At 40.5% G+C, this 12235-nt stretch carries 12 protein-coding genes; 7 read left to right on the forward strand and 5 right to left on the reverse strand.

From position 1 onward, the window contains the following. Positions 1-9: 9 nt before the first annotated feature. On the reverse strand, positions 10-1896 hold the full coding sequence (gene htpG, locus AACZ73_RS01795) for a molecular chaperone HtpG (RefSeq protein ID WP_339874862.1): 1887 nt from the start codon (positions 1894-1896) through the stop codon (positions 10-12). 176 nt (positions 1897-2072) lie between these two features. On the opposite strand from htpG, the gene AACZ73_RS01800 reads away from it, so the two are divergent. The 7 genes from AACZ73_RS01800 (at position 2073) to ccsA (AACZ73_RS01830) (ending at position 7761) form a co-directional block, all read left to right on the forward strand. Then, positions 2073-2738 carry a heme exporter protein CcmB gene (locus tag AACZ73_RS01800; RefSeq protein ID WP_339874863.1) on the forward strand — a complete coding sequence of 222 codons (666 nt, stop codon included), beginning with the start codon at positions 2073-2075 and terminating at the stop codon, positions 2736-2738. Positions 2739-2832: 94 nt separating this feature from the next. Continuing rightward, positions 2833-3393 (forward strand): zeta toxin family protein, encoded by a 561-nt coding sequence (locus tag AACZ73_RS01805; protein WP_339874864.1) that lies wholly within the window; start codon positions 2833-2835, stop codon positions 3391-3393. Beyond that, positions 3372-3584, forward strand: coding sequence for a hypothetical protein (locus tag AACZ73_RS01810; protein WP_339874866.1), 213 nt, complete (start codon positions 3372-3374; stop codon positions 3582-3584). Before AACZ73_RS01805 ends, AACZ73_RS01810 begins: the two co-directional genes overlap by 22 nt. 159 nt (positions 3585-3743) lie before the next feature. Beyond that, on the forward strand, positions 3744-4418 hold the full coding sequence (gene ccsA / locus AACZ73_RS01815) for a cytochrome c biogenesis protein CcsA (RefSeq protein WP_339874867.1): 675 nt from the start codon (positions 3744-3746) through the stop codon (positions 4416-4418). Between the two features lie 122 nt (positions 4419-4540). Next, on the forward strand, positions 4541-4783 hold the full coding sequence (locus AACZ73_RS01820; RefSeq protein WP_339874869.1) for a CcmD family protein: 243 nt from the start codon (positions 4541-4543) through the stop codon (positions 4781-4783). 12 nt (positions 4784-4795) lie between these two features. Continuing rightward, positions 4796-5212: a cytochrome c maturation protein CcmE gene (locus AACZ73_RS01825; RefSeq protein ID WP_339874871.1), complete on the forward strand. Its 417-nt coding sequence runs from the start codon at positions 4796-4798 to the stop codon at positions 5210-5212. A gap of 26 nt (positions 5213-5238) precedes the next feature. Next, positions 5239-7761: a cytochrome c biogenesis protein CcsA gene (ccsA, locus tag AACZ73_RS01830; RefSeq protein ID WP_339874873.1), complete on the forward strand. Its 2523-nt coding sequence runs from the start codon at positions 5239-5241 to the stop codon at positions 7759-7761. A gap of 89 nt (positions 7762-7850) precedes the next feature. On the opposite strand, the gene AACZ73_RS01835 is transcribed toward ccsA (AACZ73_RS01830), so the two are convergent. The 4 genes from AACZ73_RS01835 to AACZ73_RS01850 form a co-directional block, all read right to left on the reverse strand. Continuing rightward, on the reverse strand, positions 7851-9386 hold the full coding sequence (locus tag AACZ73_RS01835) for a GH3 auxin-responsive promoter family protein (RefSeq protein WP_339874875.1): 1536 nt from the start codon (positions 9384-9386) through the stop codon (positions 7851-7853). After that, entirely contained in the window at positions 9386-10123 is a 738-nt protein-coding gene (gene lptB / locus AACZ73_RS01840) for an LPS export ABC transporter ATP-binding protein (protein WP_339874876.1), read from the reverse strand. Before lptB ends, AACZ73_RS01835 begins: the two co-directional genes overlap by 1 nt. Position 10124: 1 nt before the next feature. Further along, complete coding sequence (gene recJ, locus AACZ73_RS01845; protein ID WP_339874877.1) at positions 10125-11849, reverse strand: single-stranded-DNA-specific exonuclease RecJ; 1725 nt, start codon at positions 11847-11849, stop codon at positions 10125-10127. Between the two features lie 103 nt (positions 11850-11952). Continuing rightward, positions 11953-12141 carry a hypothetical protein gene (locus AACZ73_RS01850; protein WP_339874879.1) on the reverse strand — a complete coding sequence of 63 codons (189 nt, stop codon included), beginning with the start codon at positions 12139-12141 and terminating at the stop codon, positions 11953-11955. Between the last annotated feature and the right edge of the window lie 94 nt (positions 12142-12235).

Consider the following 12235-nt stretch of genomic DNA (forward strand, 5'->3'; position numbering starts at 1 on the left):
TGCTTGTTTTTAAAGCATCTCCACACTTCGCTTCACAAACGCTGTCAGGTCTTTACCTGTTAGCAATCCTTGAGAAAGCTTAGCCAAATCAAATGCCTGCTTGGCAAGTTTGGTTTTTTCTTCTTCGGTTTCTGCTTTCAGGACTTTATCCACTACAGGGTGATTTCCATTTACCGCAACTTTGTAAGCATCTGGAAGAGAACCGTAGAAGCCCATTCCTCCTCCGCCAGTGGCAGCCATATCCTTCATTCTGCGCATGAATTCCTCCATGGTGATCGTCACTGGAAGTTCCTCAGGACTCAAGCCTTCCACTTCTACAGTATAAGTCTTGTTGTTGATCGCCTTATCGAAGATTTCCTTCACTTCCTTACTCTGATCTTCGGTCAGCAAGTTGGCATAAGTTTCCTCCTTTTGAATCAATTTCTCAGCTACATCAGCATCCACACGTTTCAGCTGAGTTTTCTCCAGTTTGCTTTCAAGATTCTGGATAAAATGACTGTCAATTGGTGAATCCATCACCAAGACATCGTAGTCTTTTTTATTGGCAGATTGGATGAAACTATCCTGCTTTTCCAAATCAGTTGCATACAAAATGACCGTTTGCTCATTCTTGTCTGTTTGGTTTGGCTTCACTTTGGACTGGTATTCTTCGATAGTAAAGAATTCGCCATTCGTATTTTTAAGTAACGCGAAGTCTTTACCTTTTTCGTAAAATTTTTCCTCGGAGATCATTCCGTATTTCACGAAAAGTCCGATATCATCCCACTTATGTTCGTAAGCTTTTCTGTCTTTTTTGTAAAGCTCAGCAAGCTTATCTGCAACCTTCTTCGTGATGTAAGAGTTGATTTTCTTCACATTTCCATCCGCCTGCAAGAAGCTTCTGGATACGTTCAAAGGAATATCCGGAGAATCAATCACCCCATGTAGCAACATCAAAAACTCAGGAACGATATCTTTTACTTCGTCGGTGATAAATACCTGACGGCTGTATAGTTTAATCTTATTTCTCTGCAGTTCGAATTCATTTTTAACTTTCGGGAAATACAATACACCCGTCAAGTTGAAAGGATAATCCACATTCAGGTGAATCCAGAAAAGCGGATCCTCAGACATTGGATATAGCTCCTTGTAGAATTTCAAGTAATCCTCATCAGTCAGATCACTTGGAGACTTAGTCCAGATCGGAGCAGTAGTATTAATAAAGTTGTCAACTTCTACTGACTTCCATTTCTTCTCTCCTTTGTCATCCACTCCATCTTCTACAGATTCGGTTTTAGTACCAAATTTGATCGGAACAGGAAGGAACTTCGCGTATTTATCAAGGATTCCCTGAAGCTTCCATTTGTCCAGGAATTCCTCAGAATCTTTATTGATATGAAGCGTAATAGTAGTTCCGCGCTCTTTTCTTTTTCCTTCTGAAATCTCGAAAGAAGTAGAACCGTCACAAGTCCATTTTGCAGCTTCTGCTCCTTCTTGGTATGAAAGTGTATCTATTTCTACCGTGTCCGCAACCATGAAAGCCGAATAGAAACCTAGACCAAACTTACCGATGATCTCATTGGCATCTTTAGCATCTTTAAATTTCTCCACGAATTCCTCTGCTCCAGAGAAAGCAACTTGGTTGATGTACTTTTTGATCTCCTCAGCAGTCATCCCAAGACCTCGGTCGGAGATGGTGATCGTTTTCTTTTTTTCGTCGAAACTTACTTCCACCGTAGTGTCACCAAGTTCGCCAGTATACTGACCTAATGTCGCTAAACGCTTAATTTTTTGAGTCGCATCGACTGCGTTAGAAACGAGTTCTCTTAGAAAAATCTCGTTATCAGAATAGAGAAACTTCTTGATAATTGGGAAAATGTTCTCGGTATGAATCGAGATCGTGCCTTTTTCCTGCATGGCTATAAATTAGTTTAGTTAAACACAATGTTTGTCGGGCACAGAATTGCAACTGTTGTTCCAAAGGAGAATTGGTGTCAATTTGGCAGGAACGAAAGTCAAAAATCAAAAGTGAGAAATCTAAAATTTCTTAGTTTCCGATTTCTCACTTCATACTTCTGACTTACCTTTGGGTGATGTGGAAAGAAATCTCAGTTCTGATTAGCAAGGAAGTCACTCTGGAGTGGCGACAGAAATTCGCGCTAAATGGGATTTTGCTTTATGTGGTTTCGGCAGTTTTTATCACCTATTTAAGTGTAGGAGCTAGGGACGGGAATATTTCCCCTCCAACCTGGAATGCCTTGTATTGGATCATTATTCTGTTTTCTGCTGTGAATGCAGTTGCCAAAAGCTTTGTTCAAGAGCATCAGGGGCGCCAACTCTATTACTACATGATTGCTCCTCCGGAAGCGATTATTCTTTCAAAAATCATCTACAACACTGGGCTAACTCTGATCCTAGCGCTTTTGGGTTATGGAGTTTTTTCATTGATTTTAGGGAATGAAGTTCAGGATCAAGGCTTATTTATCCTGAATTTGGTATTGGGAGCCATGGGCTTTTCAGCAAGTTTGACCATGGTAAGTGGAATTGCTTCCAAAGCCGGAAATAACGCCACTCTGATGGCGATTCTTAGTTTTCCAGTAATCATTCCGATTTTGCTAATGGCCATCCGCATTTCCAAAAATGCGATGGACGGATTGGATTGGAGTGTAAGTATGGATTATCTTTTTACACTTTTAGCGATCAATGCCATCGTCGCAGTGACTGGATATATTCTGTTTCCTTATTTGTGGAGGTCTTGAGATTGGAAAACTTGTCCGCCGTGGTAGATTGGAAGATTTGAAAATTGGTTTTCCGCTAACTCCCTTCAATATTAAAATACTTATATTCATTTTCATGAAAAGACTTTTCATTATCGCAGGTTGTAATGAGGCAGGAAAAACAACTGCATCCTATACAATTTTGCCCGAGATATTGAACTGTAATGAATTTGTAAATGCAGATGAAATAGCAAAAGGCTTATCTCCTTTTCAGCCTGAGGAAGTAGGCATCGAATCAGGAAGATTGATGCTTTCGCGAATAAATTCATTGTTAGAAAAAGGTGAGGACTTTGCTTTTGAGACTACATTATCCTCAAAAAGTTATAAAAATCTAATTCTTAAAGCTCAAAAGTTAGGCTATCATGTGACATTACTTTTTTTCTATTTAGAAACTCCGGAATTAGCCATTGAACGTGTTAAGAAAAGAGTTAGTGAAGGAGGGCATAATATCCCAAAGGAAGTGATTGTCAGAAGGTATTATGGAGGGCTAAAGAACTTTTTTGATATTTATTTCGATATTGTAGATGACTGGATATTTGCAAATACTTCTGAAGATCAAAGTCAAATAATAGCTTCCAACTTAAATGGTCAGCTTCAAATCTATCAACCGTCATTATGGACAAGAATAAGCCAATAATTCAAACTACAGAAGACAAGCCTAAACTCACTTTGGAAAATTTTTCTAAAGGAATGGACGAGGTATACCGAAAAATGGTGATTTTCAAACGCCAAAAAAACAGCTCTTTCGTCGTGATGAAAAATGGAAAAGTCATTGAAATAAACCCGTTTGATGCTCCTGACACAATCATTCACCAATTCGAGAAGTAATTATTATTTAATTAGGCTGCCTTTTTTCCAATAGACCATTGGGAAATCCAGACTCTTGACTATCTCCTCCGTGACCTCTGCGGTTAAAAGAACTTACAAAAAGCACCGTTTTCAGAAACTTATGCCTTATTTTTGCGCTTGAATTAGCAAAAATGCCCTATGCGCCAATCCTGGTGGAAAATTCTTGCAATTGCCCTGCTGCTGTACACGCTAATTGCAGGATTGCTGATGGAAGCTCCTCGACTTCCAATCCTCAATGAAACGATCCGTGCCCTTCACTTCCATGTTACCATGTGGTTCGGAATGATCTTACTGCTGGTTGCTGCAGTTTATTACAGCATCAAATACCTACGCACCAACGACATCCAACATGATGATATGGCAATAGAATTCACCAATTCAGCCATTCTATTCGGTGTATTGGGAATAGTAACGGGTATGCTCTGGGCCAAATTCACTTGGGGTGATTACTGGAGCGGTGATCCCAAGCAAAATGCTTCAGCTATCGGGATTCTGATGTATTTCGCCTATTTAATTCTAAGAAATTCTCTGACTGATTCCCAGCAGAGAGCCCGTATCGGAGCCATTTATAACATATTCGCTTTTGCGGCATTTATTCCTCTTATCTTCGTATTACCAAGATTAACAGATAGTTTGCACCCTGGGAATGGTGGAAATCCAGGCTTTAATGCCTACGATTTAGATTCCAAGCTTCGTGCGGTTTTCTATCCTGCGATTATTGGATGGACGCTTTTAGGCTGCTGGATGGCAACTGTCCGCGTCAGAATGCGTAGGGTGGAGAGGACGATAGAAGACAGAATGATTAATTCCTGATTGATGAAATCGAGCATGATGCGAACAACACAAATAGGAATGATAATAAACCATGCGAGATTCCCCGTCCGACTTGCATTAGCCGGGCTGGCATGTGGCCAATTCAAATCTATAATAAACACATGAAAAAATTATTAACTATTGCGCTTTTGGTTTTCAGTCTTTCTGCTTTGGCACAAGAGAAAATCCCAGTAACAGAAGCTGATTACAGCAATAACGAGGTAGAGATGGCAGATTTGATGCGATCAAACGGCAAAATTTACGTTTTGGTAGGTGTCATCGTAATCATATTTGCAGGAATTACCGTCTATCTAATCAGCACTGATCGGAAAATCAGTAAGCTTGAAAAAAATCTTCATTCTTAAAATTCAGTAAAGATGAAAACAGGACATATAATAGGATTAGGAATCATTGCCGTGGCTATTGTAATTATTATGACTTCCATTGGTGATGCAAGTAGCTACGAAAGCTTCACCACTGCCAAAGAGATGAAGCAGGACGGAGACGACAAAGCTATCCACGTTGTAGGTCAGCTGAAAAAAGACGCAAGTGGAGAAGTCACTGGATTAAATGTAAGAGAAGACAAAGTTTCCTTCACATTTATGCTTGTTGACAATGAAGGAGTGGAGCAAGAAGTGTTTTACAATGAGCCAGTACCTGCGGATTTTACCCGTTCAGAATCTGTGGTAGTAATTGGTTCTTATAAGAATGACGAAATCTTTATTGCCGATAAGATCCTGATGAAATGCCCATCGAAATACCAAGAAACTGAAGTGCAGGCGGCAAGTATGTGAGTTAGAGCAGTTAGAATAAAAAATCCATGATAAATACCTTTATCGGTAATCTTGGCCACTTCATGACTATAGTGGCCTTTGTCAGTGCACTGACTACCGCATACGCTTACATTCAGTATTTCCGCGCCAACGAAATTGACAAAGCCAGTTGGAAAAGATTCAGTAGAATCAGCTTTGCAATCCACGGCATGTCGGCTGTGATGATCGCCGTCTCACTTTTTGAAATCATCTACAATCACCGCTTCGAGTATTTTTACGCTTACTCCCACAGTTCTGCGGCACTTCCAGTTCATTACATGATTTCCAGCTTCTGGGAAGGTCAAGAGGGTGCTTTTATTCTTTGGATCTTCTGGAATGTAGTCTTAGGAACAATCTTGATTTTCACAAATAAATTCTGGGAAGCTCCAGTAATGATCGTTTTTGCACTCGTGCAGGCATTCTTGGTTTCCATGATTTTGGGGGTGGTGATTGGCGATTTGAAACTGGGAAGTTCTCCATTCATTTTGTTGAGAGATGCCACTCAGGCACCGATCTTCCAGATGAATCCTGATTTCATTCCTGAAGATGGAACTGGTTTAAATCCGCTTTTGCAAAACATCTGGATGGTGATTCACCCGCCAACCTTATTCTTAGGATATGCTTCGACGTTGGTTCCTTTCGCCTTTTTGATGGGTGGATTGGTGACCAAAAAATATTCTGAATGGATTCGTCCGGCTTTACCTTGGGCGATTTTCTCTGCTATGATTCTTGGAATGGGAATCATTATGGGAGCTTACTGGGCGTATGTGACACTAAATTTTGGTGGCTATTGGAACTGGGATCCGGTGGAAAATGCCGTGTATGTACCATGGCTAATCTTGGTTGCAGCCATTCACTGCATGATTACTTTTAAGAAAAGTGCAACTGCCTTGAAGACTTCAATTGTCTTAGTAATTATGACCTTCATTCTGGTCCTTTACGCAACCTTCTTAGTAAGATCCGGCGTATTGGGCGATGCTTCAGTACACTCATTTACTGATCTTGGGCTTTCCGGTCAGTTACTTATCTACATGCTTTTCTTCCTTGTAGTGGCAGTGGTTCTTTGTGTAATCAATTGGAAACACATCCCAACTTCAGAGAAAGAAGCTTCTGTTTACTCCCGTGAGTTTTGGGTATTCATCGGTGCGACAACACTTGCATTGATGGCATTTCAAGTAATTCTTCCTACTTCTATTCCTGCGTGGAATGCGATGGTGGAAAGCTTTGGAGGCATTTCCAATATGGCTCCTCCAGCCGATCAGATTGAGTTTTATACCAAATTCCAACTTTGGTTTGCCGTAGCTCTTGCTATGCTTACCGCTGTAGGGCAATTCTTCTGGTGGCAAAAAATGGATAAGAAAGCACTGAAAGATGCGCTTTTGACTCCTTACATCATTTCGGTTTTACTTTCGGCAGCGATTATTGTCTTGGCGAAAGTTTATGACTGGAAATACATCATTATAGTTCTTGCGGGCACATTTACGATAACTGCCAATTCGGTGATTTTAGCCAAAATCCTCAAGAAATCTACTTTCAAACTAGCAGGTGGTTCTTTGGCACATATTGGTTTGGGTATGATTTTGATTGGAATTATGTTCAGCTCTGGTTATTCTGATACCATTTCCATCAACATGTCTGGCTTGACCTATAGCAATAGCTGGGAAGATGAACTGAACAAAGAGCACGTGTTGCTTTGGATCAATAAGCCTACACAAATGAAAGACTATACGGTGATTTATCGTGGTCGTCAGAAGAAAGTAAAAGGCATTTCTGAATATGTTCCTGCTAAGATTTTGGAACCAACAGGAAAAGTAAATGAAGCCATAGCTCTGGAAGACTATAAAGATTACTTTAAGAAAGGCGATAAAGTTGACATCGTTTTGGAAGAGAATGACTACTTCCAGATCGAATATTATCAAAATGAAGTGCTGAAGTTTTCGCTTAGCCCAATGTCTCAGTTTAATGAAGGCATGGGCGGATTAATTTCTTCTCCAGCGTCAAGAATATTTATCGACAAGGATCTTTATACTTATGTAGCTGCCATGAATGATTCTGAGGATCCAGATTGGAAAGAAGATGAAATTTATGAAGTCGCGCCGGGCGAGCAGTTCCACATTGCAGATTATGTGACCTACTTTGATGGAGCAGATGTGCTAAAAGAATTGGATGGATATGTCCTTCAAGAAGGCGACGTAGCAGTTCGAGCGAATCTTCGGATCCTTGACTACGACGTAGAGAAATTGATTCAGCCAACGTTCATTATCAGAAACAATCAAGTCGGCAAACTTCCTGTCATCGATAATGAGTTGGGTATAAAAGTGAGTCTAGAAAATATCCTGCCTGATGAAAACAAGTTCGTCTTCAAAGTGAATCAGTACCAAAAGGACTACGTGGTAATGAAGGCTATAGTAAAGCCTTATATCAACATCCTTTGGATAGGAACACTAATTATGCTTGCAGGCTTCTCAGTCGCGATCTTCAGAAGATTTGATGAGTTCAAAAAGATGAGAGATAAAGGAATGGAAGTTTAAAAGCTAAAGGCTGAAAGCTGAAATAATATAAAAATGAAGCCCGGCGAATAATCGTCGGGCTTCATTGTTTATGTACATCTAGAAAAGTTTTATTGAGCTTCTGTGCCTTGAATCATTGCCAATAACTCATCAAGGTATTCCCTAGAATTTGACAATCTCGGTACTTTATGCTGTCCGCCCAACTTACCTCTTTTACGCATCCAGTTTTCAAATAAGCCATGTGGAGCATGGTGAATTAGCGGCTCTATCAATGCCAGTCCCTTATGACGCTTGGCATCATAATCAGAATTGATTTCTCTCAAATGCTCATCCAAAAGTCGATTAAAGCTATCCGGGTCTGATGGGCTTTTCTGAAATTCCACGATCCATTCATGTGCTCCTTTTGAGCCAGAACCATCAAAATATACAGGAGCAGCAGTGAAATTTGAAATCATAGCTTCAGTATGCTCAGCAGCAAATTGAATTGCTTTTTCTGCATTTTCCACAATAACTTCCTCTCCAAAAGCATTCAGGAAATGACGTGTCCTTCCGGTAATTCTAAATCTATATGGTGAAGTAGAAGTGAATTTTACCGTATCACCGATTTTATATCTCCAAAGTCCACCATTTGTAGTAATCACCAAGGCGTAATTTTTACCTATTTCAACTTGAGATAAAGGAATTACTTCTGGATTTTCATTATCCCACTCTTCCATGGAAATGAATTCATAGAAAATCCCGTAATCCAAAAGCAGAAGCAACTCATCAGAATCCTTCTGATCCTGAATCCCAAAAAATCCCTCCGAAGCATTGTAGGTTTCCATATAACGCATCTTCTCTGATGGAATAAGCTCCTTGAATAGACTTCTGTAAGGTCCAAAAGCAACAGCACCGTGGAAGAAAATCTCAAGATTTGGCCAAACTTCTGTAATGTTCTTAGCTTTCTTCAGTTCCAGTACTTTTTGCAAAAGAACTATAGTCCAGGTAGGCACTCCAGCCATGCAAGTCACGTCCTCGTCCATCGTTTCGAAAGCCATTTTTTCAATCTTGGCTTCCCACTCTCCCATCAATGCAGTTTCCTTGGAAGGAGTTCGGACGAAGTATGACCAAAACGGCAGGTTCTCCATGATTACTGCAGAGATATCTCCAGCTCTGGCGGTTCCTTGGGGATTCAGCGGATTATTTTCAAGCGTTCCTCCGATTGTCAAGGTCTTTCCGGCAAACATTCTGGAATCCGGATAATTAGCCATATAAAGCGCGACCATATCCTTTCCGCCTTTATAATGACATTCTTCCAAACTTTCCCGAGTCACCGGAATGTATTTACTGCGGCTGGCAGTAGTTCCGGATGATTTTGCAAACCATTCTATATCACGGTTCCAGATCACATTATCATTCCCTTCCATCGCTTTGTCGATGTAAGATTTGAAGTTGTCATAATTTCGGATCGGAATTTTTCGTGCAAAATCCTCATAACTTTTTATGTCAGAGAAACCATGCTCAATGCCGAATTCAGTATGCATACCAGCATCTAAAAGCTCTTTAAAAATTGTTTCCTGAACAGCAATTGGATTATGCTTAAAATTATCAATTTGACCAAGGCGACTCCTAAAAATCCAGGTCATAAAGGAATTCAGAACCGCCATTATTTAAAAACTTTTCGTTTCAACTCAAAATTAGATCCTAAATACACTTTTCTTACTTGTTCATCCGCAGCAAGTTCCTCGGCAGTTCCTGCTTTGAGCAGTTTTCCTTCGAACATCAAGTATGCTCTGTCAGTGATGGAAAGGGTTTCGTTCACATTGTGATCGGTGATCAAAATGCCAATATTTTTTGTTTTTAGCTTCGCAACAATAGTCTGAATTTCCTCCACAGCGATGGGATCCACGCCTGCAAAAGGCTCATCCAATAACACAAATTTAGGATCTACAGCTAAAGCCCTAGCTATTTCAGTTCTTCTACGTTCACCTCCGGAAAGTACCATTCCTAGATTTTTACGGACGTGAGTTAAGCTAAATTCCTCAAGAAGGCTCTCAACTTTTTCTTTGCGTTCCTGCTTTGACATTTTGGTCATTTCCAAGACAGCCATGATATTTTCTTCTACAGAAAGCTTGCGGAAAACAGATGCTTCCTGAGCCAAATACCCAATTCCCAGCTTTGCCCTCCGGTACATAGGAAGACTCGTGATATCATTATCTTCGAGAAAAATTTTGCCTTCATTTGGTTGGATCAAACCCACGATCATGTAAAAGGAAGTTGTTTTTCCAGCTCCATTCGGTCCTAAAAGACCTACAATCTCCCCTTGGCTAACTTCCACAGAGATGTCGTTCACCACTCGGCGACCTTTATAGATTTTTACTAAATGTTCCGCACGAAGAATCATATCAATCAAATTTTATGTCTTTCACGTAGAGTTGCAAACTACTCTTATCGCGAAATACATTTTCTCTCATTTCTGCAACTATATCAAATCGCATTTTTCCGCGAAGCATATTTACTGTAGTTAAATCCGGATCCTTAGTCCGATCTGCCATTCCAAATCCAAGGCATACGGGCGTGGTAACTTGACCATCCTGTACGATCTTGAACCTGAGATGCTTATCCTTGAGAACAGTCACATCCTCAGCATATACATTCGCAATTCGGAATATCGGCTCTGTATTTCCTGGACCAAATGGCGCCATTTGCTTCAAGATATTATAAAACTTGTAATTAATCTGATCTAAGAGCAATTCATCGTCAACTTCTATCACTGGCTTGCGATGAACTTCCTCGATTCTGCTTTTCACTACTGCCTCAAATTTCTCCTGAAATGCAACAACATTCTCCACAGGAAGCGTTAAACCAGCAGCGTACATATGTCCGCCAAACTGGTCAAGTAAATCCGAACATTCCTCTATTGCTTCGTAAATATTGAAGTCCACAACCGACCTGGCACTTCCAGTAGCTTTGCCATTTGACTCGGTCAAAATAATTGTCGGTCTGTAATATTTCTCAATACAGCGACTGGCTACGATTCCGATTACGCCTTTGTGCCAATCTTCTTTGAAGAGGACTGTGGAATTCCACTCTACTAATTCCTCCCTAGAAGCAATCATTTCAAAAGCTTCCTTGGTGATATTTTCGTCAAAATTCCTTCGGGTTGCGTTCACTTCATCCACGACTTTGGCTCGCTCCATCGCGCCTTCTAAGTCTGAAGAAATCAGTAATTCTACCGAAGCTTTTGCATGCTCGAGTCTTCCGGAAGCGTTAATTCTCGGACCGATTTTAAAAACCACATCAGAGATTCCAATGTCCTTTTCCAAATTACTACTTAGCATTAATGCCTTCAATCCTGGACGGGGCGTGTTATTCAATCGATCAAGTCCGTAATAGGCAAGAATTCTGTTTTCTCCTGTAATTGGAACGATATCGGCGGCGATACTCACAGCCACAAGGTCCAAATAAGCGTCCAACTGGGAACTGTCCATTCCGCGCTTCATGGCAATAGCTTGGATCAGTTTGAATCCAACACCTGCACCACTCAATTCCTTATATGGGTAATCGCAATCCTTACGCTTGGCATCCAAAACTGCAATAGCAGCTGGAAGCTCCTCGCCAGGCGTGTGGTGATCACAGATAATAAAATCAACGCCTAATTTAGTAGCCAAAGCCACCTTTTCTATTGCCTTGATCCCGCAATCGAGCGCGATAATCAACTTAATATCATTATCGGCAGCGAACCTTACTCCCTTCTCAGAAATACCGTAGCCCTCTTTGTAGCGATCTGGAATATAAAATACCACATCAGGATAGAAGGTTTTTAAAAATCCATACATCAGCGCAACTGCAGTCGTGCCATCTACATCATAGTCACCATAGACCATAATCTTTTGCTCCTTAGCAATGGCTTCCTGAATTCTATCGACAGCCTCCGTCATATCCTTCATTAGAAAAGGATCGTGAAGCATCACTAAGGAAGGGCGGAAGTAACTCTTCGCCTGCTCAAAACTCTCCACCCCTCGGTTTATCAGCATATTGGCCAATGTCGGATTGACATTGATCTCCTTGCTCAGCTGATCTATCGCTGGTTGTGAGGTTTTGGGCTTTTGTTTCCAGAGGTACTCCATGAAGCTAATTTAGTAAACTAAGTTTCTTGTGATTTTATAATTAAAAGTACTGGTTCTATAATCGGCTATAGCAGCCTAAAAGTTTACTTGAAAGCAAAAAATACTAGCTTTTTGCTTTTTTATATTTTCCCCAAAAATATACCGGGAAAATAAGTGCTTTAAGCTTCCAGTCGTTTTTCTCAGACAATGTCAGGCTGGAATCCTCATGCACAGCACGATACATTTTTCCTGCAAAAAGACAATGTCCAATTAGCAAAACAAAAACGACAGCGTATATAATCAGTTCGGTCATTTGGGGAAAAGGGTTGTAAAGTTTTAAAGTGGTAAAGTGTGTCAAATACTAAGGTTAATTAAGACTTTTACCCTTTATTTAAGATTTTTGATTT

The sequence above is a fragment of the uncultured Algoriphagus sp. genome (genome assembly GCF_963974835.1).
In the GTDB taxonomy this organism is placed as follows: Bacteria; Bacteroidota; Bacteroidia; order Cytophagales; family Cyclobacteriaceae; genus Algoriphagus.

Coding starts and splice junctions, on each gene's coding strand:
- htpG (WP_339874862.1), bottom strand. CDS start 1,896: ATGCAGGAAAAAGGCACGATCTCGATTCATACCGAGAACATTTTCCCA.
- AACZ73_RS01800 (WP_339874863.1), top strand. CDS start 2,073: ATGTGGAAAGAAATCTCAGTTCTGATTAGCAAGGAAGTCACTCTGGAG.
- AACZ73_RS01805 (WP_339874864.1), top strand. CDS start 2,833: ATGAAAAGACTTTTCATTATCGCAGGTTGTAATGAGGCAGGAAAAACA.
- AACZ73_RS01810 (WP_339874866.1), top strand. CDS start 3,372: ATGGACAAGAATAAGCCAATAATTCAAACTACAGAAGACAAGCCTAAA.
- ccsA (WP_339874867.1), top strand. CDS start 3,744: ATGCGCCAATCCTGGTGGAAAATTCTTGCAATTGCCCTGCTGCTGTAC.
- AACZ73_RS01820 (WP_339874869.1), top strand. CDS start 4,541: ATGAAAAAATTATTAACTATTGCGCTTTTGGTTTTCAGTCTTTCTGCT.
- AACZ73_RS01825 (WP_339874871.1), top strand. CDS start 4,796: ATGAAAACAGGACATATAATAGGATTAGGAATCATTGCCGTGGCTATT.
- ccsA (WP_339874873.1), top strand. CDS start 5,239: ATGATAAATACCTTTATCGGTAATCTTGGCCACTTCATGACTATAGTG.
- AACZ73_RS01835 (WP_339874875.1), bottom strand. CDS start 9,386: ATGGCGGTTCTGAATTCCTTTATGACCTGGATTTTTAGGAGTCGCCTT.
- lptB (WP_339874876.1), bottom strand. CDS start 10,123: ATGATTCTTCGTGCGGAACATTTAGTAAAAATCTATAAAGGTCGCCGA.
- recJ (WP_339874877.1), bottom strand. CDS start 11,849: ATGGAGTACCTCTGGAAACAAAAGCCCAAAACCTCACAACCAGCGATA.
- AACZ73_RS01850 (WP_339874879.1), bottom strand. CDS start 12,141: ATGACCGAACTGATTATATACGCTGTCGTTTTTGTTTTGCTAATTGGA.